The sequence below is a fragment of the Butyrivibrio sp. genome (assembly GCF_017433805.1).
GTDB lineage: Bacteria > Bacillota > Clostridia > Lachnospirales > Lachnospiraceae > Butyrivibrio.
Map to the genome: position 1 here is coordinate 1 of NZ_JAFRGN010000066.1, position 25,866 is coordinate 25,866.

The 25,866-nt window shown below is 41.5% G+C and carries 27 protein-coding genes; 9 read left to right on the top strand and 18 right to left on the bottom strand.

From position 1 onward, the window contains the following. Positions 1-151 precede the first annotated feature (151 nt). The 9 genes from IJI01_RS14075 to IJI01_RS14115 form a co-directional block, all read right to left on the bottom strand. The gene (locus tag IJI01_RS14075; protein WP_292191785.1) at positions 152-931 is read right to left on the bottom strand and encodes a GNAT family N-acetyltransferase; all 780 of its coding nucleotides are present in this window, start codon (positions 929-931) and stop codon (positions 152-154) included. A gap of 93 nt (positions 932-1,024) precedes the next feature. Continuing rightward, entirely contained in the window at positions 1,025-1,285 is a 261-nt protein-coding gene (locus IJI01_RS14080; protein ID WP_292191788.1) for a hypothetical protein, read from the bottom strand. 27 nt (positions 1,286-1,312) lie between these two features. Next, positions 1,313-1,873, bottom strand: coding sequence for a chromate transporter (locus tag IJI01_RS14085; RefSeq protein ID WP_292191791.1), 561 nt, complete (start codon positions 1,871-1,873; stop codon positions 1,313-1,315). Further along, the gene (locus IJI01_RS14090) at positions 1,870-2,442 is read right to left on the bottom strand and encodes a chromate transporter (protein WP_292191793.1); all 573 of its coding nucleotides are present in this window, start codon (positions 2,440-2,442) and stop codon (positions 1,870-1,872) included. The genes IJI01_RS14085 and IJI01_RS14090 overlap by 4 nt, the downstream gene beginning before the upstream one ends. A gap of 74 nt (positions 2,443-2,516) precedes the next feature. Continuing rightward, a complete protein-coding gene (locus tag IJI01_RS14095) occupies positions 2,517-2,972 on the bottom strand; it encodes a GNAT family N-acetyltransferase (RefSeq protein WP_292191796.1) in 456 nt (151 codons plus the stop codon). Positions 2,973-3,060: 88 nt separating this feature from the next. Then, complete coding sequence (locus tag IJI01_RS14100; protein WP_292191798.1) at positions 3,061-3,384, bottom strand: hypothetical protein; 324 nt, start codon at positions 3,382-3,384, stop codon at positions 3,061-3,063. Between the two features lie 91 nt (positions 3,385-3,475). Continuing rightward, positions 3,476-3,691 (bottom strand): aspartate dehydrogenase, encoded by a 216-nt coding sequence (locus IJI01_RS14105; protein ID WP_292191801.1) that lies wholly within the window; start codon positions 3,689-3,691, stop codon positions 3,476-3,478. 2 nt (positions 3,692-3,693) lie between these two features. Next, positions 3,694-4,470, bottom strand: coding sequence for an HD domain-containing protein (locus IJI01_RS14110; protein ID WP_292191804.1), 777 nt, complete (start codon positions 4,468-4,470; stop codon positions 3,694-3,696). A 282-nt stretch (positions 4,471-4,752) separates the two neighbouring features. Then, positions 4,753-5,829, bottom strand: coding sequence for an alpha/beta hydrolase (locus tag IJI01_RS14115; protein ID WP_292191807.1), 1,077 nt, complete (start codon positions 5,827-5,829; stop codon positions 4,753-4,755). A 351-nt stretch (positions 5,830-6,180) separates the two neighbouring features. On the opposite strand from IJI01_RS14115, the gene IJI01_RS14120 reads away from it, so the two are divergent. Genes IJI01_RS14120 through IJI01_RS14130 form a run of 3 tightly spaced genes read left to right on the top strand, consistent with a single transcriptional unit; the run spans position 6,181 to position 8,376 of the window. Beyond that, positions 6,181-6,954: a basic amino acid ABC transporter substrate-binding protein gene (locus IJI01_RS14120; RefSeq protein ID WP_292191809.1), complete on the top strand. Its 774-nt coding sequence runs from the start codon at positions 6,181-6,183 to the stop codon at positions 6,952-6,954. A gap of 11 nt (positions 6,955-6,965) precedes the next feature. After that, positions 6,966-7,652: an amino acid ABC transporter permease gene (locus tag IJI01_RS14125; RefSeq protein WP_292191812.1), complete on the top strand. Its 687-nt coding sequence runs from the start codon at positions 6,966-6,968 to the stop codon at positions 7,650-7,652. Then, positions 7,639-8,376 (top strand): amino acid ABC transporter ATP-binding protein, encoded by a 738-nt coding sequence (locus IJI01_RS14130; protein WP_292191822.1) that lies wholly within the window; start codon positions 7,639-7,641, stop codon positions 8,374-8,376. Before IJI01_RS14125 ends, IJI01_RS14130 begins: the two co-directional genes overlap by 14 nt. Before the next feature lie 101 nt (positions 8,377-8,477). Here IJI01_RS14130 and IJI01_RS14135 read toward each other — a convergent pair whose 3' ends face one another. The 6 genes from IJI01_RS14135 to IJI01_RS14160 form a co-directional block, all read right to left on the bottom strand. Further along, positions 8,478-9,983, bottom strand: a complete 1,506-nt coding sequence (locus tag IJI01_RS14135) for an alpha-N-arabinofuranosidase (protein WP_292191825.1) — start codon at positions 9,981-9,983, stop codon at positions 8,478-8,480. A 17-nt stretch (positions 9,984-10,000) separates the two neighbouring features. Next, positions 10,001-10,897: a carbohydrate ABC transporter permease gene (locus IJI01_RS14140; protein ID WP_292191828.1), complete on the bottom strand. Its 897-nt coding sequence runs from the start codon at positions 10,895-10,897 to the stop codon at positions 10,001-10,003. A gap of 29 nt (positions 10,898-10,926) precedes the next feature. Continuing rightward, positions 10,927-11,856: an ABC transporter permease gene (locus IJI01_RS14145; protein ID WP_292191831.1), complete on the bottom strand. Its 930-nt coding sequence runs from the start codon at positions 11,854-11,856 to the stop codon at positions 10,927-10,929. An 85-nt stretch (positions 11,857-11,941) separates the two neighbouring features. Continuing rightward, complete coding sequence (locus tag IJI01_RS14150; RefSeq protein WP_292191834.1) at positions 11,942-13,564, bottom strand: DUF3502 domain-containing protein; 1,623 nt, start codon at positions 13,562-13,564, stop codon at positions 11,942-11,944. Positions 13,565-13,750: 186 nt separating this feature from the next. Continuing rightward, the gene (locus IJI01_RS14155) at positions 13,751-14,788 is read right to left on the bottom strand and encodes a LacI family DNA-binding transcriptional regulator (RefSeq protein WP_292191837.1); all 1,038 of its coding nucleotides are present in this window, start codon (positions 14,786-14,788) and stop codon (positions 13,751-13,753) included. A 486-nt stretch (positions 14,789-15,274) separates the two neighbouring features. Next, on the bottom strand, positions 15,275-16,120 hold the full coding sequence (locus IJI01_RS14160) for an AraC family transcriptional regulator (protein ID WP_292191840.1): 846 nt from the start codon (positions 16,118-16,120) through the stop codon (positions 15,275-15,277). A gap of 99 nt (positions 16,121-16,219) precedes the next feature. On the opposite strand from IJI01_RS14160, the gene IJI01_RS14165 reads away from it, so the two are divergent. The 3 genes from IJI01_RS14165 to IJI01_RS14175 all read left to right on the top strand — a co-directional run bounded on the left by IJI01_RS14165 (position 16,220) and on the right by IJI01_RS14175 (position 19,750). Continuing rightward, a complete protein-coding gene (locus tag IJI01_RS14165) occupies positions 16,220-17,581 on the top strand; it encodes an MATE family efflux transporter (protein WP_292191842.1) in 1,362 nt (453 codons plus the stop codon). A 21-nt stretch (positions 17,582-17,602) separates the two neighbouring features. Next, positions 17,603-19,351: a hypothetical protein gene (locus IJI01_RS14170; protein WP_292191844.1), complete on the top strand. Its 1,749-nt coding sequence runs from the start codon at positions 17,603-17,605 to the stop codon at positions 19,349-19,351. A 225-nt stretch (positions 19,352-19,576) separates the two neighbouring features. Then, the gene (locus tag IJI01_RS14175; RefSeq protein WP_292191847.1) at positions 19,577-19,750 is read left to right on the top strand and encodes a hypothetical protein; all 174 of its coding nucleotides are present in this window, start codon (positions 19,577-19,579) and stop codon (positions 19,748-19,750) included. Here IJI01_RS14175 and IJI01_RS14180 read toward each other — a convergent pair whose 3' ends face one another. Both IJI01_RS14180 and pdxR read right to left on the bottom strand, forming a co-directional pair. After that, the gene (locus tag IJI01_RS14180; protein ID WP_292191850.1) at positions 19,751-21,025 is read right to left on the bottom strand and encodes a sensor domain-containing diguanylate cyclase; all 1,275 of its coding nucleotides are present in this window, start codon (positions 21,023-21,025) and stop codon (positions 19,751-19,753) included. It lies immediately after the preceding gene. A 247-nt stretch (positions 21,026-21,272) separates the two neighbouring features. Continuing rightward, positions 21,273-22,352, bottom strand: coding sequence for a MocR-like pyridoxine biosynthesis transcription factor PdxR (gene pdxR, locus IJI01_RS14185; RefSeq protein WP_292191853.1), 1,080 nt, complete (start codon positions 22,350-22,352; stop codon positions 21,273-21,275). A 165-nt stretch (positions 22,353-22,517) separates the two neighbouring features. Here pdxR and IJI01_RS14190 point away from each other — a divergent pair, with 165 nt between their 5' ends. Together IJI01_RS14190 and IJI01_RS14195 are read left to right on the top strand one after the other, a co-directional pair. Beyond that, entirely contained in the window at positions 22,518-22,967 is a 450-nt protein-coding gene (locus IJI01_RS14190; RefSeq protein WP_292191855.1) for a hypothetical protein, read from the top strand. Positions 22,968-22,980: 13 nt separating this feature from the next. After that, entirely contained in the window at positions 22,981-24,054 is a 1,074-nt protein-coding gene (locus tag IJI01_RS14195) for a radical SAM/SPASM domain-containing protein (RefSeq protein WP_292191858.1), read from the top strand. Positions 24,055-24,151: 97 nt separating this feature from the next. Here IJI01_RS14195 and IJI01_RS14200 read toward each other — a convergent pair whose 3' ends face one another. Then, on the bottom strand, positions 24,152-25,138 hold the full coding sequence (locus IJI01_RS14200) for a DUF3048 domain-containing protein (protein WP_292191861.1): 987 nt from the start codon (positions 25,136-25,138) through the stop codon (positions 24,152-24,154). A gap of 82 nt (positions 25,139-25,220) precedes the next feature. Between IJI01_RS14200 and IJI01_RS14205 the strand changes: the two genes are divergently transcribed. Further along, on the top strand, positions 25,221-25,688 hold the full coding sequence (locus tag IJI01_RS14205) for an NUDIX hydrolase (protein WP_292191863.1): 468 nt from the start codon (positions 25,221-25,223) through the stop codon (positions 25,686-25,688). Positions 25,689-25,866 lie beyond the last annotated feature (178 nt).

Here is a 25,866-nt window from a genome sequence, read left to right on the forward strand (position 1 = left end):
ATAGGCGGAAGTAGTGGTTTTGTTTTGGTGTGGTAACTTAAACAATACTCCTTTTAGGAGTCACTATCTACCGCCTTTCTAAAAGTAAAAATGCTGCGCCACAGCCTTGGCAGGCCGTCGCGCAGCGACTTAGTTCAACTGTAACATAATCCTATATCTCTATCATTTTTCTTATCCCATTAGATATTACTTCAAATCCAAGTTTCTGATAAAAGCCTTCCTTCCCTTTGGCAGAAACACCACCAATAGTGGTAAATTCCCCTGTTGAAGAATTCTTTACAGCATAGTCAACAAGATAGTTAACTATCTTGGTTCCTATACCCATACCTTGGTATTCCGGCAAAACCACTATTTCCTGCAGATACCAATACATCGCGCCATCGCCAACAAGCCTTCCCATTCCTATAAGTTCTCCGTCTTTCAAAACAGAGATATTTATAAGACCATTAGTGAGTGCCTTTCTTGCATGCTCCACGGGAATATCTGCAAAACCTGTAGTAGCCCTAAGCCTCACAAAATCTTCCGGTTTCAAAACATTCTCAACAAGTTCGAACTTCTTGCCAATATATTCCTTGATCAATGCAATATCTTTTTTGTCCTTGTCTCGCCCAAGTTCCTGTTTCATCAGGATTAGGCCTTTGATAGAAATTACCGGAACGTTATCAACCATACCAATTGTATCTTTGATCCAGTTCTTAAATACCTCTATGTTTTCACCGATTTCAAACTTCCTATTACCGCTTTCTGTTAAAGAAAACGAGTAGCCATCTGCCGCAAGTTGATCTGCCATCTTTGACGTGCATCCCATATCTATATCATGAGTTTGCTCTCGGATTCCGTACAGAACCATGGCGCTTCCTGTTATTATCCAGTATTCATCGCGGCTATATTGAAAATCATCCAGTATACTTATGATCTCTTGTTTGTTCATACTCTCACCTTTATTCCCAAAGCAACTATTTATTCCTTTTACTGCATATCATCCTTAAATAATTTTGGCATATCATTAAAATATGTGTGGCTGTTACCAATAAAAAGCGTTCTCATCATCCTGACTTCTCCCATATATTTTTCCTGTAGCCGGATCAATATGACTATCATGAATATCTTTTATTTTCGCTATCATTCTTACCTGCGCATACTTATCTGAATATTCCTCCACCAACAAATACCCCAGGTAATATATGTCTTCAAGTTCAATATTCAATTCTTCAATATATTCTCGTTTGTCATTTGAAAATGCTATTCCATAGACCTGTTTTACCGGTAACTGCTCCGGAAGCAAGTCCTTAAACCACGTGAGTAAACACAATTAAATACCGTAAACAATTAAACCAGCTATTGCGGCTGTAATGATCAGGATGATTGGCGACATTTTCTTTTTGAATAACGCATGATATCCAAAAAACACCGCAGCCAGCACTATTGTGAGCATTGTCGGGAGTATATCTTTCTCTGATATGATAGGCGATATACAGTTTTTGCCGACCATGCTCACTCCCATAGCCAGGATAATGCCGATAATGCAAGGTTTTATTCCATTAAACGCCGCTTTGATCCGCTTTTTACCAGCTAATCCGTTTATAAGAGTTACCAGAAGTATTATGAAAAGAAAAGCTGGAGAAACTACAGCAAGTGTCGCCAGAATTCCGCCTAAAACGCCAGCTTTATTGCATCCAACGTAAGTAGCAAGGTTTACCATTATTGGTCCTGGTGTACTCTCGCTGATGGCAATCATGTCCACGAGCGCATCTTCGTCCATCCAGCCATAATGCAGAACTACATCCCTGATCAGAGGGATTGCACCGTAGGCACCACCAAATGAGAACATTCCCACCTTTAAAAAACCAATAAGCAAATCCAGATATATCATTTATCAGCACCACCTTTCACAGCTGACATCTCTGATACTCCGGATATAATCATACCGGCAATTGCCGCGATCACAAGCAGCAATATTGATGAAATGCCCAGATTAATAATATTGTTAAGAAGCATTATCACGAAAGAACAGCCAAGAATAATGCAGGGTATGGTCTTCTTTTTCATCTTTTTGATCATTCCGATCGCAGCATCAAGAATCAGTATTCCCACTGCAATTCTAATTCCCTTAAATCCACTTACAATACCCTGAATCTCGAGGAAATTCTCCAGGAACTTGGAGATCAGATAAATAATTATAAACGAAGGCGTTACAACTCCCAGTGTAGCTGCCACAGCACCAGCGATACCTTTTTGCTTGTATCCGATGTAAGTAGCACAGTTTATAGCTATCGGTCCTGGAGTAGACTCAGCGACGACAGTAATCTTCATCATCTGCTCATGAGTTATCCATCTCTTCTGCTCTACGCAAATGCTCTCTATAAGTGATATCATGGCGTATCCGCCACCAAATGTAAAAAGACCTATTTTAGCAAAGGTCAGAAACAACGTAATAATCATTATTTGTAATATTCCTTAGTTTAAAAAATTATCCCATCTCCTCACGATCCCTGCGACTGCCTGTGTTTAGCAGATTAGCGCAACTTCTCAAATCGCGGACCTTCTTCGCCCATTGTACCATTTGGCTGAAATCCGCATTTTTCAAGGATTCTCTGCGATGCTTTATTATCAGGGTCAGTTTCTGCCTCAACACGTTTGATTCCAGGCTGCTCTAACGCCCAATTCACAGCCATTTCTACAGCTTCAGTAGCATAACCATTTCCTTGAAATTCTTCATTTATGCCATAGCCAATTTCTACTGAGCCATCAGCTCCAAATCCCTTAAAGCACAGATCTCCTATATGCGTTCCGTCTTTTTTCTCGATCATCCACATCGCATACCACGCCCACTGATCAGGATAATCAATGCATCCCTGTAGCATTTCCTTATAGGCCTTTTTCATTTCCTCATCTGTCTCTTTTGCAATGTGAGCTTCCATCTCCTCACGAGAAGCAATGTGTATCTTCAAGCGATTTGTCTCGAATATCATAAAAAAACTCCCCCTATCTATCAGCATTCTTAGAATAACACAAAAAAGATCCAGAACACACTCTGGATCTTTTCTAAAGCTTATATCTTTATTGTTGAGCCTCTTCTTTCTTGATCTCTTCCTGCAGGAATGCCTTAACCTTAGGATTCTTCATGACTTTGATAGCTTCAATGGCACATTGGTATATCATTGCCATCTGCCTTGAAGCCGGTTCATTGAGATCACATTTTCTGTAAACCATCTCGAAATGCTTGATTGCCTGGTCTGCCACGCTGGAAGTTATGGTCATTCCATTGCAGTAGAGTGTTCCAGTCTCCGAATCAAACCTTGATTCCTCATATTTGGTCTGCGCAAACTGCCCTGCTCCCATCGAAGCTGCCAATTGATTAATTAAATCAGATCTATCTGCCATTTGAACCCTCCTAAATAATTACCATTTCACATATACCATTCTATATGTTGATAATTAATTCATGATTAAATGACGATAAAATGTATATGAATTAATAGCTCTTCTCTATCTCTTCACTGATTCCATACTGTTCCTTGAATTCAGCCAGATCCGCAGAGTCACGAATGAGCATTACTTCCTCAAATTCTCCTGTGCGTAAGTCTTTAAAGCCAGCAACCTGTTCACCAGTGCAGATACTGGCTCTGATCATCGGCTTCTTGGCCTCAGGATTGTATGAATATGACGGCTTCTTTTTTCTAAAAAACATACTCAGCCTCCTACAACTGAATAATAGTCCTCCAGTTCTTTTCTTGTTTCCACCAAAGCCCTCTGTGTGCTGGCATTCTGTGAAGGAAAGGCCATCATCTTGTAGATATAGCCCTGTTCCTTGGCAAGCTCCCAGCTCTTAGGATAGACAAGCTCAAAACAAAGTGCCAAATGGCCGATCAGGTGCTCTGCCGGTGAATCCATGACATCTCTGTTAACCGCGCGGTGCTCTCTCACCTGCTCCATGACTTTCTCTGAAACGCCAGACGTCATAAGCACATCCTCAGTTACATTATAAATCTCCTCCATGGGAGTCTCCACATTAACTCTCAGGATATCAACCTTATCCGCATCTCTTAGAATATTGCAAAAGACAAGGGTTTTCCCTGTTACTGAACTATCAATCCTGTACTTATTGTGCTGTCTTATAACTATCTCCATCATCTCGTCAAAAGACCTATCGGAGTAATACTCCTCTGCGAGCATATCTTCTTTAAAAAGAAGATCCGCGCCAAACTCTGCATGATCAACGGATTCAGAGTCAATGAAGGTGTTATATCTTTTAACCTGTTCAAATCTGCCGATATCATGTAGCATTCCTGAAAGCCATGCAAACTCTACTTCATCCTCAGAAAGACCTATCGACTTTGCAATTTGCTCGCAATTGTCTGCAACTCTGTATGTATGCGCAATTTTGAGCGCAATCTTAGGATCATTTGCATCGTACCTACGGGTGTAGGCTGCAAATGTTTCTCTTATATTCTTTCTATCTATCTTCATGGTTTCTCCTAAATATAATTCATGCTCATAAAATATAATACGATATAATTCGAACCATTTTAATATAAAGTACTATAATCCACTATAATTCACTATAAAGTTCTATAAACTTCTATAAAAATAAATTGTCAGTATATTGGTAATATTGTTTGACTTTCACATACGATAGGTGTAACATAATATCTGGTTTAAGGTTGTGCTAAACGTGTAAAACTGGTTTTTCCTTTTTTTACGGGTAATGTGCACGAAAAGAAGCGGAGGAGTCCGCTTCTTTTTTTGTCTTTATTTCTGTTTATCGTACGCTATCTGCTTAAACAAGTTGTACAATCCGCTCTTTATCGCATTATTATCATGGTCTGCACCAGTTATCTCGTACCAGATATGGTCTGTTCCGTTGGCTGTGAGAAGTTCGTGATAAGACTTAGGATAAGTTCCGACTACAGAATCTCTTGATCCGCAGCATATGATGAATACATTAGGTGCAACAGCGTCAGCTGCGATCTTCATCTCGCTCTCTTCTATCTGGCCTGGATGTGACATGAACTTGTCCTTGGTAGGCACAACGCCAGGGGCTGCTGATATTGCGCATACATAGCCAAAGAGCTCAGGTCTCTGAAGTGTGATGTAGATTGTCTCACGTCCACCCATTGAAAAACCCGCAAGATAGGTATTCTCTCTGCCTGTAAGAACTGAGTACTCACCCTCGATATAAGGCATGAGATCATTCACCAGGTCATTGATGAAATTGTCGTAAGGAATGCAGGCCTCGGCATCAAATCCTGGCTTCTGAGAAGGATCTGTAGCTGCGTACATGTTAGGACACACAACGATAGTCTCCTCAATAAGGCCGTCAGCTACCATATTTCCTACTATTTCCTTGATCTTGTTGTTGTCATCTCCTGACATGGAATACTCATCACCAAAGATTCCATGAAGCAGATACAAGACTGGATACTTCTTATCTGTACTATAATCTGCTGGAAGAAGGATCGTATAGCCTCTCTCCATGCCACAGGTCTCTGAAAAATAGGTTCCGTGAATAAATTCCCCGTAGTTTACATCTCCCCTGGTTGCTGTGAAAGTCACAGGACAACGCTCTTCTATCTCATTATTTAGTACAAACTCCTCTGTTTCCTCTTTTATTTCAGCTGTAGAGGCCGCTCCTGCGCTATTATCCTCTGTTGCGATTCCTGAGGCGAACATATCCTTATCTCCTGTGCTAACATCCTCTGTCGCCGTAACTTCCACACTCATATCTTCTGTTACCATACCTTCTACCTCCAAATTTTTTGTTCCGCATGCGCTCAGCATCATCGATGCCATAAGCGCCATAGAAACTATAACTTTTCCTTTTTTCATATGTCTTTTCCCCTATTAAAACGCTCTTTCCTACGATGACAACAGTATATAACAGCAAAAAAGCTGTTCACTACCGACAAATGGTTGTGAACAGCTTAGATATTGCTTTTTCTATATTTTTTACCAGTCTGAACCCCAGTCTGTGTTGCCTGAATCCCAGTTATCTGAATCTCCAGAATAGGATTCACCGGAATAAGAATTTTAACTGCATTTTGAAAAAAATTTAGAGCGATTTTAATTTTTTACTTGATAAATATTAATTTCGCTGTTATATTATACATAAAAGTTGCATATTTATTCATTAATTGCATAAAATATTCATTTACCAATAATTTATTTTAGGAGGCTATTATGAAAAAGAAAATTATATCTGTTGTACTTGCATCTCTTTTAACTGTTGCAGCACTTGCTGGCTGCGGAAACTCAACTGCAGCTCCTGCAGAAACTGCTAGCACAGGTGAGACACTTGTTGTTGGAACAAACGCTGCTTTCCCACCATTCGAGTATGTTGGTGATGATGGACAGCCAGATGGCTTCGATATGGCTCTTATCAAGGCAATCGGCGCTAAGATCGGTATGGAAGTTCAGATTCAGGATATGGAGTTTGATTCACTTGTATCTTCTATCGGCAGCAAGATCGACGTTGCTATCGCTGGAATGACAGTTACAGAAGAGAGACAGAAGACTGTAGATTTCTCAGAGTCATATTACGAGGCTGTTCAGGCTGTTGTAGTTCCTAAGGGCTCTGCTATCGCAGCTGCTGATGACCTCAAGAATCTCAATATCGGTGTTCAGCTTGGAACAACTGGAGAATTTATTGCAGATGAAATTGAAGGTGCGAACGTTTCAGCGTACAATAAAGCTATAGATGCTGTTAACGATCTTATCAACGGACGTGTTGACTGCGTTATCGTAGATAAGAATCCTGCTGAGGTTTTTGGAGCACAGTACTCTGATAAGGTTGACGTATTACCTGGTACATCTTTTGACTTCGAGCCAGAGTTCTACGCAATCGCACTTCCTAAGGGAAATACAGACCTTGCTAACAAGATCAACGCAGCAATTCAGGAATTAAAGGCTGACGGAACTTATGATAGTCTCGTTAAGCAGTACATTGAGGAGTAATAACAAACAAAATGACTTTATATGAACGTTTTATTGCAGCATTCATAACTGGTGAAAGATGGAAGCTTTATCTTTCAGGACTTGGAATTACGCTGGAAGTAGCTCTTTTCGCTGGAATCCTTGGTATTATCATCGGAACTATCATGGCGCTTATGAAGCTGTCCACTACAGAGGATGGTAAACCAACTATCCTTAACTACATAGCGTCCATATACATTGATGTGATAAGGGGAACACCTAGTGTTCTCCAACTTCTCATCATGTGGTTTATTATCATGGCTTCCTCCAACAACGGTATTCTGGTAGCCTCCTTGTCTTTTGGTATCAACTCAGGAGCTTACGTTTCAGAGATCGTACGTGGAGGAATTCTCGCTGTTGATAAGGGCCAGATGGAAGCTGGTAGAAGTCTTGGTCTGTCCAAGGCCACAACAATGCGCTACATCATCCTTCCTCAGGCGATCAAGAACATCATTCCACCACTTGGTAATGAGTTCATCACTCTGATCAAGGAGACAGCTATTGTTGGATATGTAAGTCTTACAGACCTCACACGAGTAGCGAATCAGATTGCATCCAGGACTTATGACGCATTCATGCCTCTTATAGGAGCAGCTGTTATTTATTTCGTGATCATCAAACTGCTCACTATATTCCTTGGAAAGTTGGAAAGGAGGATGCGTAGAAGTGATAACCGTTAAGAATCTGTGTAAAGAGTTCAAGAATACTGACGGAACAGTTACTAAAGTTCTGCAGGGAATCAACTACGAAATCAATCAGGGCGAGAAAATCGTAATTGTCGGCCCTTCAGGCTCAGGAAAGAGTACTTTCCTCAGATGCCTTAATATGATGGAAAGACCTACATCAGGACAGATCATCTTTGATGGAGTGGATATTACAGATAAAAAAGTAGATATCAATAAGGTTAGAGAGCGCATGGGAATGGTTTTCCAGAACTTCAACCTCTTTAATAACCTTACTGTTATGCAGAATATCATTCTGGCACCTGTTAAGCTCAAGATCATGACAGAGGCAGAGGCCAGAGAGAAGGCCAAAAAGCTCCTTGAAAGAGTCAACCTTCTTGATAAGGCTGATGTTTATCCTATTTCTCTTTCAGGTGGACAGAAACAGAGAATCGCTATCGTGCGTTCACTTTGCATGAATCCTGAGGTTATGCTCTTCGACGAGCCTACTTCTGCTCTCGATCCTGAGATGGTTGGAGAAGTTCTCGATGTTATGAAGCAGCTGGCTGACGATGGAATGACAATGGTTGTTGTTACCCACGAAATGGGCTTTGCAAGAGAAGTTGCAACCAAGGTGCTCTTCGTTGATGAAGGAAATATCCTTGAAGAGAACACACCTAAGGAGTTCTTCGAGAACCCACAGAGTAAGCGTCTTCAGGAGTTCCTGTCCAAGGTACTGTAAAACGATTTTTATTCTAATGAATATAACGAACATAACGAAAGCCGTCACAAAAATGTGGCGGCTTTCATCATTAAGAGAGAAGGATCAACTGGATTAACACTTCAGAGAGTTACTCTCAGTGTCACACAACTACAAGGCTTCATATTTACTTTTATAACCTTTCCATCAAAGCTAAAGTCCTCGAACTTGGCTTCCTGAACCTTAGTTGGATCATCAAAAGTATTGTAATCCATCATGTTTCCTGCAAGCTCAAAGCCCTCTACGTCCTTAACCTCTTTTTCCCTGAAATCTATCTCTATCTCATTATTCTTGTCAGCATCGATATTGTTGAGGGTAATTGTCACAACGCCGTCCTTATCTACTGATACAGATTCATTGACATTTGTAGCAACATCCTCGCCGATTCCTACATTCTCTTCGCCCTCAAGGAAGCTGTCCAGAAGGTCTGAATCCTGGTGGAAGCGATACATGTGGAAGATGTGATATGTAGGAGTGAGAACCATCTTGTCATCCTCTGTAAGGATAACAGACTGGAGTACATTGACGATCTGCGCAAGACAGCCCATCTTAACTCTGTCCGAATGCTTGTTGAATATATTAAGAGTAGCACCTGCAACCTGAGCATCTCTCATAGTATTCTGCTGATAGAGGAAGCCTGGGTTAGTGCCCTCTTCTACATCATGCCAGCACCCCCACTCGTCAACCAGCATAGCAATCTTCTTTTCCGGATCAAACTGAGAAAGGATTTGGTCGTTGCCACTGATGATGTCATCCATGTAGTATGCCTTACGCATAGCTCTGTAGTACTCTTCCTTGGAGAAATCCTTGGCACTGCCCTTATCTTCCCAGCTATTAACTACAACATAGTAATGAACAGAAAAACCATCCATAAAGCCGTGAGCTGCAGCTGGCGCCGGGTGTCTGAAGCAGGTCTCCAGAACCTCTTTTGTCCATCTGTAATCATCAGCATTAGGGCCACAGCACACCTTCTTGATAGGCTTGTTGCCATCATAGTTGCGAACATAAGTCTGGTAATTTCTGAATTTGTTGCCGTAGTAATCAGCAGTCATGTTACCACCGCAGCCCCAGTTCTCGTTACCAACACCGAAATAATCTACTGTCCATGGCTTTTCATGGCCATTTTCTTTTCTGAGCTCAGCCATTGGAGATACGCCGTTGAAGGTCATGTACTCAACCCACTCGCTCATCTCTCTGACTGTGCCACTTCCAACGTTACCATTTACGTAGGTTTTGCAGCCAAGCTGCTCACAAAGCTCGAAATACTCATGTGTTCCGAAGCTGTTATCCTCAATCACACCTCCCCAGTGTGTATTGATCATCTTCTTGCGCTTCTCTTTTGGTCCAATACCATCCATCCAATGATATTCATCCGCGAAATTTCCTCCTGGCCAGCGAAGTACAGGCACCTTGATTTCTTTTAGCGCATCGACAACGTCCTTGCGCATGCCCTTATCATTTGCAATTTCGGATTTCTCCCCCACATAGAGTCCACCATATATACATCTGCCCAGGTGCTCACTGAAATGACCATACACCTCTGGTTCAATGTGACTAAGCTTACGATTCTCGTTAATATGTAATTTCATATGTAAATTTCCCCTTTTTATCCTTTTACTCCGCCCAGCGTGATTCCTTTTACAAAGTTACCCTGAATAAATGGGTAAGACACAAGTATAGGTAAAACGCCGACTGTGGCCATTGCCATTCTGACAGAAACTGAAGGAATAGAAGCAAGTCCTACTCCTGCGTCCTGAACACGCGCGCTGTTCTGCGACAGATACTGAATATTCTGCATCATTCTGTTGAGCAGATTCTGAACCGAATACAGATCAGTCCTCTTGGTGAGGTAGATATATCCGTTCATCCAATCGTTCCAGTACGCAATTCCTGCAAAAAGACCTATCGTAGCCACTATAGGCTTGGAAAGCGGCAGTACAACGCTTCCGAAAGTCTTGTACTCTGAAGCTCCATCAATATAAGCCGCATCCAAAATCTCAGTTGGTATACTACTGCAAAAATACGATTTCATCAGCATTACATTGAAACCGTTCATCAAAAGTCCCGGCACAAGCAGCGCCCAAAAACTATTCTTAATGTTCAGCATATTGGTATAAACAATGTAGGTTGGAACCAGTCCGCCATTGAACAGAAGTGTGAAGAATACCAGGAACAACAGCACACTTCTAAAAGGCAGATCAGGCTTGGACAGGGCATAAGCCAGCATGGTTGTGATAGACAGCGCTAGCACTGTTCCAACGATAGTCAGAAGTATTGATATTCCATACGCATGAACTACTGAATTTCCAGTTTTGAAGATATACTCATAAGCGTAAGTACTCCATTTTGCTGGGGTAAAAGAGTATCCGTTAGCAATAAGTGTGTCATTATCGGTAAAAGAGGATATGACCAGCAGCACAAACGGAACCACAGCAAAGAATGACAATATGATCATCACGATATGAGCAAATATCTGAAAGTTTCTCTCTTCTCTCGTTCTCATTGTTACTCATCCTTCTAAATTCTAGTTGATCAGAATAATGCGTACTCCGGATCAATCTTTTTAACAACCAGATTAGAACCCAGTACCAGAATGAAACCTACCAGTGACTGATATAGGCCTGCGGCTGATGACATCGACATATCTCCCAGCTCCAGCAGTCCTCTGTATACGTAGGTATCAATGGTATTCGTTACGCTAAAGAGCGCGCCCTGGTTCTGTGGAACCTGGTAAAAGAGTCCGAAATCTGAATAAAAGATTCTTCCCACTGCCAAAAGAGTGAGCATAACGATTGTTGGCTTTAAAAGTGGAATGGTGATCTTGAATATCTGTTGCCACTTGGAAGCTCCGTCAATCGCAGCTGATTCGTAGATGCTACGGTCGATTCCCAGAATGCTTGCAAGATAGATTACGCAGTTATATCCAACGCCCTTCCATGCGCTTACGAACACTAGGATAAACGGCCAGTATTTCTTTTCCATATACCAGGAGATCGGATCCAGCCCCATAGGCTTGAGGATTGAATTGTTGATAAATCCGTTCTCAGTGGATAAAAAGCCGAATACCAGGTAACTTACAATAACCATGGAAATCATGTAAGGCAGGAGGATAAATGACTGATAGGCTTTCTTGATCCTGGAAGTCATCTCTGCCAAGAGAATAGCAACAAATATTGCCAGAATGGTATTTACAATGATGAACACAAGATTATACAGAATAGTGTTTCTTGTAATTACAAATGCATCCTTCGTTGCAAAAAGATATTTGAAATTCTTGAAGCCTACAAAAGGAGATCCGTAGATTCCCTTCTTGGCATTAAATTTTTTGAATGCGAGAACAAGTCCAGGAAGTGGTAAGTAGTTGTTAATAAAAAGATATAACAACCCTGGAAATGCCATAACATAAAGAGGTATATACCTCTTGAAGTTTTTCTTTTTAGTCTTAGTTTTCCCCGAAGCCATCTCTTTTCTCTCCCATTAAAGCAACTCTAATGATAGAAAAAACCCCGGCTATCCTTCCCCGATAGCCGGAGTCCCTTAAAACCGATTAGTTAATTCCGTTCTCAGCTGCCCATGCATCGAGAGCTTCCTGCTTACCAGCCATGTAATCGTCAAGGCCAGCTGCCTTAAGTGCTGCTACGAGCTCTGAAATACCCTGCTCAGGCTCTACAAATCCGTATACAACCTTAGGACCATACTCATCATAAGCATTCTTGAGTGCTGTGTACTCTGAAGCGTAATCTGTGTTATCCCATGTGAAGCCAAGTGCCTTTGACTTACATGTGCAATTGTCGTTAAAGTCTGCAATCTGCTGACCAAGATCAAGTGGATCACCCTGCCATACGTATGTTACATATGGGTTAGGCATAAGCCAGAGAACGTTTGGATAGTACTCTGAATTGTTAGCATCTACGCCATCAGCGTATGTGATAGTTCCGTCTGAGTTAACCTTGAAATCCTTGCCTTCCTGGCCCCAGCACATAAGTGTCTCAATTGTTGAATCTGTGTAAAGAGCGTTGAGAACCTGAAGTGTAGCTACAGGATCCTCTGTGTTCTGGTTAACACACCATGGGAAAGATGAAACTGATGAAGAACTCATGAAGCTCTCACCTACATCAAATACAACCATGTCTCTTCCGCACTCACCAGAGATCTGTGTCTTGTAACCAGGCTTGCAGCAAGCCATCATAGCCATGTAAGAACCTGACTTAACCTTAGCTGATGCGCCAGTTGTATCTGTAAGGGCATCCTGTGAAAGATAGCCAGCCTGATTCCACTCATAAGCTCTCTGTGCCCACTCTTTGAAGATATCTGATTCATAAACATCTTCGATCTTGAGTGAATTCTGAGGATCAAGAAGTGTTCCGAAGTAGTCACCAGCGATGTTATCAACTGAGCTTCCCTGTGTGAGCTCGTTGTCCTGAATAGCCATTACATACTTGTCAGGGAACTTCTCGTGGAGCTGTGCATAGATATCATTGATATCATCCCATGTAGCTCTTGGATATCCAAGGTCGCTTGTAGGAAGCTTGGAAACATCGTAGCCGATAGCATCAAGATATTCCTGACCTACACAAACAGCACATGTCTCAATAGCGTAATCCTTGATTGGAGGTGTTCCATATAATACGCCGCCAACTCTGCAGGCATCGAGATAATCAGCTCTGATCTTCTCCTTGATGCCACCACAGTAATCATCAAACATTCCGTTCTCTTCAAGATCAAGAACATAACCATTGTTGATAGATGGGTTATATCCAAGGATACATGTTGAGAAAAGATCTACCTGCTCGCCAGATGAAAGCATCAGCTTCATGTCATCACCATAAGCTGCAGAATCAATAATCATAAGCTCTACATCAAGACCAAGTGTCTCTTCTGTATAAGCTGATAAAGCCTCGTTAACTCTGTCAAGACCAGCTGGTCTTCCAGTCCAGTCAAAGAAAGCAATAACTACCTTCTCATATTTACCACTCTTCTCTGCCTCTGCCTTACGATCAGCGATAGCCTGTGCAGCCTTATCGCTAACAGAAGCCGCTGTTGCTACTTCACCATCTTTGATAGTAGCTGTAGCTCCCTGGTCAGAACTAGGAGCACTTGAACCACATCCGGTCAGAACCATAGCCATTGTGGTCATACTAAGTAATAAAGAAGCAATTTTCTTTTTCATAGCACCCTCCAACTTTAAGTTTTCTCGTCCCTACTTTTGTTAATCGATTAACATCTTAAATAAAGAATATGACAACCATTTCTGGTTGTCAATACGGTTTGTCGATAAATATATACAATTTGTTAATATATAATGATTATTCTCATATTTAGATATGCATTATGCACAAAACTTAAACGTTTAACTTCACTTCTCCACGAATTGAGCTATAGAATTTCTCTCTACAAGAGTACATGGAACCTTGATCTCATCAGGTATTTCCCTGCCTTCCATCTTGTCAAACAGAAGCTCCATTGTCCTCTTTCCTATCTCTACGAGCTCAATTTTCATAGTAGAGAGTCCTGGTGTCATGTAATCAGCTATCACTTCATTATCAAAGCCCATAATGGAAATGTCCTTGGCCACCTCTTTGCCATGATCAAACATGTACTCATAGACACCACCGGCAGTCCTATCACTCATGCAAAAGATAGCTGTGACGTCCTTATCAAGAATCTTCTGAGCCGCATTATAGCTGAGTTCCTTGTTCCAGCCTGCATATACAACAAGCTCTGGGTTATACAGAATGCCTGCCTCATAGAGAGCCTTCTGATAGCCGAGAATACGAAGCTTGGTATGGATATTCTCCTGTTCACCAGCCATAACTCCAATCTTGGTGTGACCCTTTTCTATGAGGTGTCTGACTGCAGCTCTGGCGGATTCTTCATCATCTATAACAACAGAAGGAACATCTTTTTCCTGGGAATAAGCGTAAGCAAGAACTGATGGGATATCGTAATCACTAGGGAATCTGTGTATCTTGCGGGCATGACCAGCCACGTAAACAATACCGTCAACCCTGATGGATGCCATCTCCTGAACTGCTGGATCCATAATAGAATAGTACATCTTGTCGTTATCAAACCACTGATCCTGCCATCTGGAATAAAGTCGCAAGTTCTGAACAATTGTCCTGTAGCCTCTCTCCTCGCAGGTTTCCATGATACCCTCAATGATCTCGGGAGTTGTAAACTGCGCAATATCTTCCGCGATAACTCCGATAGTCTGAGTCTTCTGTTTCCTGAGGCCCTGAGCCACATAGTTGAGCTTATAACCACGCTCTTTAACTACACTCAGCACTCTCTCCCTTGTCTCTTCACTGGCATTATTCTTGCCATTTAATATGTTAGAAACAGTAGCTGTGGAAACACCGCACTCCTTGGCTATCTCTTTTAAGGTTATCATTTTAAATCTCCCATGGTAATCTTGCAAAAATGCTGTAATTTCAACGTGTTAATCGTTTTAATCATTTTATTATCTTTGACTGATTTTTGCAAGTTAATTCATGAGAGCGGACAGTTCTTCGTATCTTGCCTTGGCCTTCAGAAAAAACAGCTACTATGTGCCAACATGATGATACATTTTATTGCATTACAATTGTTATTTTATGCACCATAATTTCAATATTTTCGTGAAAAGATAACAGTTTGGGGGATATATTTATAGAGATTTTTGTCGCAGATGGAGATTATATTTTTTTAAGATTTATTTCTGTTCACTCACACCTTTTTCTGTGGTATGTTAATGCAGCAACTTTTAAGACACGTTCAGAAAGGGGTACAAAATGGGCGAAAATAATAATGGTGGTGCAGTTCTTTCACAAGCAGAGATAGACAAACTTATCCAGCAGATGGAAGCTGAAAAGAATAAATAATAACCTGTTTTCAGGTTTCATCTGCAAAGTTTACGATATTCTCTTGGAGAGTATCCTGTTATATCGTGGAAAGCTTTATTGAAGGCAGTTGTAGATTGGAAACCTGCCTGAAATGCGCACTCAGTGATGGACAGATTATCATCTGCCAGGAGTTTAGCAGCATTTCGAACCCTGATATTAGACAAATATGCAGGAAAAGACATATTCATATAACTCTTGAAGAGCTTGGACAGGTAGTAAGAGCTAAGGCCGATGCGACTTGCTACTTCCGCCTGAGTAATATTTTCCGTAGAATTATCAATAATATAATCGCATGCCAAATGGATATAGCGCCAAGCCGATCCTGAGGCGTGCGTTTTTTCTATTTCCTCTTTTTTGTCATTGAGGACAAATTCCCCTATTTTCAACAAAATTTCATAGATACATATCTTGCACCTTGTCTCCGCGAGCGGATTCCCAGAAATGCGGATATTTCTGATCTCAAACACCTTATCTGAAATAAACCTTGTAAGCTCAGGATATTCTTCATTGGAAAAATAATGGCAATCGTACAGATATCTCGCAATAGATACCAGATCCATATTATTCTCGAATATAGAAGCTGAGAACTGAGTGAAGATCGCTCCCTTCGGAGGCACGAAAAGAGTCTCATGAATCTGCTGAGGCCACGCCAAAAGGACATCTCCTTCCTTTAATTCATAAGAGATGCCGTTAATACGGTATTTACAGCCCGATTTAAGCGCAATGGTAAACTCCATGGCATTGTGCCAGTGAGCTGGATAATACTCAGGTGTTTCCTCATCTGTAATTGAAATTTCTGACAGACCATCAAAATTTATGGTCTCTTTTTCTGCATTATTCATAATTCTATAATAACAAAAATTGGGCAAAAGAAGCCAAATTTTTCATTTAATTTACCAAAAATGGGGCATAGTATAGTCCATAGAAATGAGGATTATATTATGAAAAGAGAAATCGATTTTACCCAGGGAAGCCCACGTAAGCTTATTCTGGCTTTTTACTGGCCGCTTCTCATGACAAGTATGCTTCAGCAGTTCTACAATTTTGCTGATACATGGATTGTAGGAAAAGGCCTTGGAGACAACGCTCTCGCAGCTGTTGGCAACATGGGCTCACTATTTTTCCTGATTGTTGGCTTTTCTTTCGGCCTGGCTAATGGCTTCGGAGTACTTGTTGCTCAGAGCTATGGCGCCAAGGACATGAAAAGACTAAGAAACAGGCTTGCAGGAGTAATTGAGCTTGGTATCATTTTGGCCGTTGTGCTTTCAGTATCAAGCGTTATCTTTTTACCCCATGCTCTGCTCCTGTTACAGACCGATGAACTTATCATCGGAGACAGCCTTAAATATGGATATATAGTCTTTGGAGGTCTCTCAGCAGGGATCTGTTACAACATTTCTGCTTCAATTCTGAGATCCCTTGGCGATAGCAGAACTCCACTTAAGGCAATCATCATATCTTCCATACTGAATCTGGGTCTTGATAGCTTCTTTATCTTCGTTCTCCACACAGGAGTTGAAGGCGCTGCCATAGCAACACTTTGCTCTCAGGTAGTTTCTTCTTTTATCTGTATTGGACGGCTTCGCAAGATTGACTTTATCAAGCTGTCCAGAGAAGATTTTGGAAATGAGCGCATGATTTTTGCTGAGCTCCTTGGAAACGGCCTTCCTATGGCTTTCATGAACTCCATAACAGCTGTTGGATGCATGGTTGTTCAGTATTTTGTAAATGGCTATGGCGTAGTTTATACAGCAGCTTACGCCGCTTGCAGCAAATATCTGAATCTGTTCATGAACCCTGCAACTACTGCCGGAAATGCCATGTCTGCCTATACCAGCCAGAACTATGGTGCCCACAAATTCGAGAGAATCAGGGACGGATTATATGTTTGCCTTGGAATATCTACAATTACATATCTGATTTTTGGATCCCTTATGGTGATCAAACCACAGTTCCTTGCAGGAATTTTGTTGTCCGGTCAGGATCAGATAGCTCTTGTGTGCCAGTTTTTACCTAGATGCGGAATCATGATGATATGCGTAGATTCACTTTTCGTTATCAGAAGCGCCGTTCAGGGCATGGGCAAGCCTATGCTCCCTATGGTTTCAGGTATTCTGGAGATGATTCTGAGAATATCCGTCATCTCCTTCTTTATCGGAAGAATTGGCTTTGCTGCTACTGCTTATGCAGAGATCAGCGCATGGATCGGAGCTCTTTTGATAAATGCTTTTGCTCTTTATATTGAATTGCGTCCAAAACTAATGCATAACAACGTTTACTTTAGTAAAATTAAGAGTGTATAAAGATAACTACAGGAGGCCAGCATGTCACATTTTAATAACTTCAAACTTACAGTTTATTGCGTAGCACAGATCCTGGAGAGATTAGATCTCGAGACAATTAAGAAACAGTACGAATTTATCGAGAAATATGTAGGCCTGGATAAGGTTTACCTTGAGCCCTACAGAGATGGTCACTGGGTAGATAAAGACAAGATGAAGGGCTACATTGACTTCTTTAAGAGCAAAAACGTGGAGGTAGCTGGCGGATTTACTACGGTTGTTCCTGATGTGGACGAGGAAGATGCCAAGAGACAAAGACTTTTTGGTACTTTCTGCTACACCAATCCCAAGATGCGCGAATACATCCAGAAGGTCTCTGAATACTGCGCCGAGCAGTTTGATGAGGTCATTCTCGACGACTTCTATTTTACTAACTGTACCTGCGAGGACTGCGTAAAGGCTAAGGGCGACAAGACCTGGGTTGAGTTCAGAAAAGAACTTATGAAGGATGTTTCTGAGAATCTGGTTGTTGGACCAGCCAAGAAGGTCAATCCTAATGTCAAAATGATCATCAAATTCCCTAACTGGCGCGAATCCTACCACGCTACAGGCTACAGACCAGATGTTGAAAAAGACATTTTTGACATGGTATATACAGGAACAGAGACAAGAGCCAGTGCATATCAGGATCAGCACCTTCCTACCTACCTTAGCTACAGCCTTGTAAGATGGATGGACGATGCTTCTAACGGCCGCAATCATGGCACCTGGTTTGACACCTATCAGTGCTGGCCAATTGATGACTATCTCGAACAGGGATATCTCTCTGCCTTTGCTAAGCCTGAGGAGATAACTCTTTTCCAGTGGACTGACCTTATTGATAACAAGCTGGTTACACCACTTGGTCTCCAGCTCACCAGAATAGATAAGATGCTGGATAAAGCTGGTAAACCTGTTGGAATCCCAGCATATATTCCATATGCTTCAGAGGGCGAAAATCACGTAGAGGATTTCCTTGGAATGCAGGGCTTTGCTCTTAATCCAACACCTCTTTTCCCAGAAAATAGCTCTGTTCTCCTGACTCAGAGTTCTCTGTGCGATGCAGAGGTATTTAGTAAGTTAAAAGACTTCCTGATGAAGGGCGGAAAAGCCTTTGTAACACCGGGATTTATGTCCAACGCTCCTCAGAAGGAGTGGAAAGACCTTAGCAGCGCTTATCTGACAGGCAGAAAGCTCACTGTAACAAGATATTACAAGACAGATGATCCAGCTGGATATCTTGAAGATAATGATCCTGTGGCATTTGCTGATATTCAGCACGCTAACAACATGTCCTGGTCGCTTTTAAACGGCGGTGCTGGCGAATATCATTCATCTCTTTTCCTCAAGGATACTTACGGAAAAGGCCAGATGTATCTGATAAATGTTCCTGAGAATCCATCAGATCTGTCAAGGATTCCAGAATGGGCTATGGACGCTGTTAAGCCTGTATTCAACTACGGCGGAGTATATGTTTCCGGAAGGAACGTATCTCTTTTCCACTACGATAATGATGTGTTCATTCTCTATGCACATGTTACTGGTAAGGCACATCCTATCCATGCGACTATTCACATTCAGGATGAGAACGCCAAGCTGACTCAGCTCTTTGCTCCTAAGCCTTGGCCAGAAGAAAGAGAGATAGAGCTTGTACCCAAGACTCTTCACTATGATTTCACGAAGATGAAAGAACTTGTTGGAGAAATGATTCTTAACCCAGGAGAATTCTACGAGTTCAGAGTTACAAGATAATATGAGAATTTGTAAATAGGCCCTGATGCCAAATATCAGGGTCTATTTTTGTGCATTTCATACTTATCTGTATTGTGTCAATATGCTGAACTGTTTTCCGAAAACGTTTAAGAAAACTTTAAGAATATGATTATGCTTTTTTTATCCCGTCTACAAATTTAGAACATAATCATGGAGTAGACTAGTTTGAAAGTGGTTCAATCATACCCGCCAGGAGGTGACAGCATGAGTGAGAATATAGTAAATATGAGCAATTCCTTTAAAAAGAACGGTAAAATAATTGATACTATAAATTATAATGGCAAATATGTGGATGTTTCTGTCATAAGAAAAAGGGTCCTGTCTATAACAGCAGCCCTCGCAGCTCTTGCATGCTTTGCAGTGATCTTCCTCTTATAATTACTCTCTTGCCATCTTGGATGCGACTTTGTCCTTGTACATGTTCTCATCCGCACGTTTGAATACGTCATTCATACACTTATCTATAGCGCTATCGTAGATAGCAACACCGATTGCTGCTGAATAGCGCTCCCACGGCTCTTTGGACTCATCCTTGGATGAAAGTTCAATGGCCGCCTTCATCTCTGCGATCAGCTCTTTTCGATTTTCAAAATCTCTGTTTTCCAAAAGAACTACAAACTCATCCCCACCTATTCTAAATACTGGAGAATGATCGAATATTACACATATCTGATGGCAGGCGCCAAAGATATAGTCGTTTCCGTGCTCATGGCCATAATTATCATTGACCTTCTTGAGGTTATTGAGATCTGACATGATGATTCCAAAGCACGCTCTTCCATTGGCAATATCTTCGTCAACTCTTGCCTGAACCTTTTCGTACCATGCCCTGTTCTTGACGTGGGTTAGAGGATCCTGATGAGCCACGACATCCATGTGGCTTACCTGGTTCTTCATATCCTCCACCTTAACCTCGGCATCCACTATATTTTTTACGTAGGCGCGCATATCTTCAGACATCTGATTTACAGCATTAGACAGCGATTCAACCTCGTTATGGGTATGGATATGTGGATCCTCATATTTGAGAAGTTCTGGGTTTGTCTGTTCGTGGCTTCTTTTAGCAAGGGATACCACTGCTTTTTCCAGCTTGGTGATTGGCTCAGTTATGTTATGAGACATCCAAACCAGGAAGAACGAAATAAACGCGCTTCCCAAAAGGATTATCAGAATAACATTAACGACTGTATAGTTGGCAATAGCTTTTTGAACATCATCTACTTCTATATCGACGCATAGAGCTGCGAAATGCTCACCCTCGGAATTGATAAGTGGCATGAGTGCTGTATAATCATAACCCCAGTAGCTAAAATTCTTGAAATAGCTTATCTCATCCTTATCAAGCATTTTCTGGTACAGATCAGCAGTCTCTATATCATATACATCTTCCATAAGGTAGTTCAAATAATAGCCGTCGGGATCATGTTCCCTGCCATAGGCCGTATCTGCAGAAATGATATTGTACACGCCCTGTTTCCCATCAACACCAGCAGGTCGAACTATATAAAGATAGTGAATGTCAAAATCTTCCATAATGGAATCCATAAAGCTTACTAACTCATAGTATTTCTCGGATTCCACGCCAGTATCTACACACTCAGACAAATCCTCAATATCAATGTGGGTGTACACATAGTTGAGGATGTCTTTCATTCTTTTGTCATAGGACCTATACAAAGATGTAGTGTAGGTATAGTATGTCATTATGCTCAAAATAAGGCATAGTAAGGTTATGAACACCAAAGAATATAAGAAAATACTTCTTTTTAGAGGCTTTCGTGTTGTTTCCACAGACTACACTCCTATAAGTATCAAACGCAGACTCCTACATATTATATCGGCATTTTGGGATAAAATATAAATACTATTTAACATATATCCACACACTATAATGATAACATTAATTCTGTCTTTTTTTCCGTCTTACTCTATTGATGTGTCTCTCGAAATCTCCGCTCTTGATCAGCTCTGCTATTACATACTGGTCGAATATTGGCACTGTGCAGGAATAGAATCCAAGCTTGTCATTAAACTCTGAGACCATACTCTCAGGCAGGATCATGTATCCAATTCGCATGGACGGAGCTATTGTTCTGGAAAAAGAGTTAAGGTATATCACCGCTGCATCCTGAGCCATGGAAAAAAGTGGTTCTTCTGCCTTTCTTGATACAGTAAGCTCTGAATCGTAGTTATCTTCTATGAGAACACCATCTCTTTGCTTGGCCCATCTGATGTACTCGAGCTTCTTGGAAATGCTAGCAGTAACTCCGCTTGGATAGCTGTTAAAAGGAGTTACGTGCAGAATTCTGGCCTTGGTCCTTGCAAGATCATCTGATGCAAGCCCCTCTTCTGTCATTGTGAGCATGTCACAGGTAACACCAAGAGCCTCGTACACATCCCTTATCTTCTTATAAGATGGTTTTTCAAGAGCGTATACCCTGTCTGTTCCTAGTAGCTGAACTATAAGGCCATAGAGATACTCTGCTCCAGAGCCTATTATTACCTGATCAGACTTAACTGAAATGCCTCTACTCCTTGCAAGGTACTGACACAGCTCATTTCTAAGCTCAAGACAACCGTGATTTGGGGATTTTATAAGTATCCTTTCCCCATAATCAAGCATTACTCTTCTCATGGTCTTAGTGAGGACAGAAAAAGGAAAATCGCTGGTATTGGGAATTTCCGGCGTCTTCTCTGTAATCTGCACCTTCGCTGGCTCTTTTCCCCCGAGGAAGTCCTCATCTCTATAGGTCACAACTACGCCGCTTCGTGGCCGGCTCTCAACATAGCCCTCATCGTTTAAAAGAGTAAGAGCATGCTCCACGGTAATGACACTTATCCCTGTTTCCGCTGCTATCACTCGCTTGGAAGGGAGTTTGGTGTCATATTCGTATACTCCTGCCACTATATCTTTTACCAAAAGTCTGTATAGCTGAATATATGCTGGTTCTGAAGCATTTTTGTCGATGTTATAGTTCATCTGGTCATATCCTTTTTAGTATTTGCTGATGTTTTTGTATGTTCAGTTTCATAATAAACTTTACTTCCGAATATGTAAAGCGCCAGTATTATTGGTAATTGCCACCAGATTGCGTCAATGGTAGAATATTCAGTAACATCTAACTCGAAAGGGAAGGAGTCACGTATGAAAAAGCTTAAAAAACATGTTGTCATAGGCACAACAGCTGGTCTTGCAGGATTATTCCTGACAGCCTGCGGAGCCTATGGACCTCCTATAACAGAATCTACATCTAATACAGAAGGAGCAAGTATGGAAATCGGTGCCAATCAGGAAACGACTCAGAATGCACAGGATACACCTGCTGCAGAGAGCTCCACTGCTAGCGCAGAAGCTAATACTACAGAGCCAGTTACAGATAGCGCTTCCACTGAGAGTGCTGCCGCTTCCACTGAAAGCACTAATTCTGATGCTGCTACAGGCAAGATTTCTTTTAGCAAGGTTGGGGAAGTTAAGGGCGAAGATGCCAAAAATGCCATGAATTCATCATCTCTTCTGAGTGATGATGTCGAATACATCGATCCTAAGACAATTCCAGTTCCTGCGGTTTACGGACCTCCTGTAGAATCCAAGTAATAGAGGTTATACCATGAACACCAGGAAACTCAAGAAATCTCATTTAGATATCCAATACAAAGTACATAAAGAGCTCTTTGAACAGCCGATCTTGCATCAGCTGTTCTTTGAGTTTACGCTTCGTTGCAACGAACACTGCTGGCACTGCGGCTCCAGATGCGGCGATATACAGGCTACTGAGCTGACAGTAGCTGACTGGAAAGGTATCCTTGATCAGGTCAAGGAAGACTTTGCAAATCACCTTCCTCAGATCAACGTAACCGGCGGCGAACCACTGTTATACCCAGGTTTTGAAGAGGTTATGAGTTACGCTCACGAGCTTGGCTTTAAATGGGGAATGACTTCAAATGCCATTTTAATAACACCTGATATCGCACAAATGCTGTCCAAATGCGGAATGAACACCATTTCAGTCAGCATAGATGGTCTCGAACAGACACACGATTCTCTAAGGGGACTCCCAGGAGGCTACAGGCGAGCAATGGATGGAATACAGAATCTCATTGATATTGGCACCTGCGATGCCATAATGGTCACAACTGTAGTCAACCACGAGACAATCCATGAGCTCGATGACCTTTATGAGATAATGAAGGATCTCGATATTGATTATTGGCGAATCCTTGGCGTTGAGCCTATTGGAAGAGCGCTTGAATACCCTGATAGAGCCATGACTATGGAAGATCAGCGTACTCTCTTTGATTTCATCCGCAGCAAAAGAGCTGACAATATGCCTGTGAGCTACGGCTGCAACCATTATCTTGGCCTCGATTATGAGCGCGAAGTCAGAGACTGGTATTTTACCTGTATGGCTGGAACTACTATCGCAAGTATCACCTGCATAGGAGATGTGACAGGCTGTCTTGATATCGAGCGAACTCCAAGCGTTATTCAGGGTAATATCCACGATCGCAGATTTTCAGATATCTGGAGAAATGAATTCAAGATATTCAGACGTGATAAAGCTGAAGACAACGAGACCTGCAAGAACTGCCAGGATCGCAATTACTGTATGGGCGGAGCTTGTCACACCTGGGATTTTGACAACAATGTACAGAGAGTATGCTTGTCTGAATTGTGGAGATGAGCCCATTGTCAGATACATCAGTGTGAGAACATAATTATAGGGATAGTTATATAACACATATATGTTATATAACTATCCCTTTTCAATTCATTGATTATTAGTTGAATACCAGCTTATCCCATGTATCAGAAGGAACAAGTCCGATATAGGTCTTTCCTCTGTTTACTGCAATCTCATTACCAGCTACATCAAAGTAATGAGTGATTGCTGTCTCGCTACCCTTGGACCAGGTAATAGGAACTGCCTTACCATTTGTCAGGTAGTAGCCATTTCCTGAACCTACTACGTTATAGGTAAGATATCCATTCTTATCAAGCTGCTTAAATGATGTATTCTGCAGAATAACGTTCTTAAATGTAAGTGGCTGTGCGTCCTCAGCATCAAAGTGTTGGCTGCCATATTCGTAATAATCGTATGTTCTGCTTCCTGGATTAAACAATAACTGGCTCTTATTGTGCACGAAAATATTACTGAGATCTACAATATTGACCGCTGCTTCACTTGCAAGGTCTGTATCAGCTGCTGTAAACAGGAAATGTGAGCCTCTCTCAGGTGCCATAGTATATGCTGTTGAGATTCCACTTTTAGCAAATCTGTTAACCAGCTCCTGTCCGAATACGTACTCAGTAAATTCTGTAGGCTTACCATTCTTGATTCTGGAGAAACCACCGCTGATATGTGTAGCATAAGGCTGCTTCAGATAGCTCTTTATATAGAATGGACCACCGTCGTGGATCAGAACTGCGTTGTACTCTCCTGTCAGCATTACGTTTGTAGTACGTGTACTACGAATACTTCCTGTCTGCTGGAGATTTGCCCAGTCCTTGTACAGACACATAAGTCTTGTAACGCGGCCATTTGCTGTACTGTTCATCATCTCGTAGACAATATCTGCTTCTGCTGTACCGTAGTGAGCTAGAGCTTTCTTTTCATTATCTACCATAATAGCTACAGGTCTCTGTGCCACAAGCTCGTCGCTTATCTCAAGTCCTGTCAGCTCATTTGTTCCTGCATAAACCGTTGTTGACAGCATAATAACGCTGAGAGCGCTGGTAATTACCCCTAAAACTTTTTTCAACTTCATACATCTCTCCCTCTATTAAGATTATGTTTTTAGATATAATGTTATTATATTATAAAATATGCTAAATAAGGGGATTTTTCATATGGATTATATTAAATCTATGCGTAAGCATGTTGGTCACGACCTCGTAATGACAGTAGGCTGCGGCGTTCTCATAGAAAATGAGAAAGGTCAGCTTCTTTTGCAGAAAAGAAGTGACACAGGCGAATGGTGCGTTCCAGGAGGTGCCCTTGAACCAGGCGAAACCTATATACAGGCAGCCACAAGAGAGCTTAGTGAGGAAGTTGGAATTAAGGTAAAAGACCTTAAGCTCTTCGGATTGTACTCCGGAGACGACAGGGAAATTCACTATCCTAATATGGATGTTGTCTACTCTTTATCTGTTATCTTCATTACTAAAGCCTATGATGGCGAGATCTCAGACAGCGACAGTGAGGTTCTGGAACATCGCTTTTTTGACAGAGCAGATATTCCGTCAGAATTATTTGGTCCTGATGCAAGACCTATTATCGATTGGAAGAATGAAATTTATGATGTAACAGTGGATTAAATAACTCAAAAATTACTCGTTCACAAAATATTCACGGTTTTAAAAACAGGCTCGAAAACCCGCTAAACCAGCGGCTGTAAGGACGAACTTTATTTCAGCCGATGCACGCAATATTGAATTTTTGTTTTTTCGTAAATAGCATTTACAAACGATTATTTCTCTGTTATATTGCTCAATG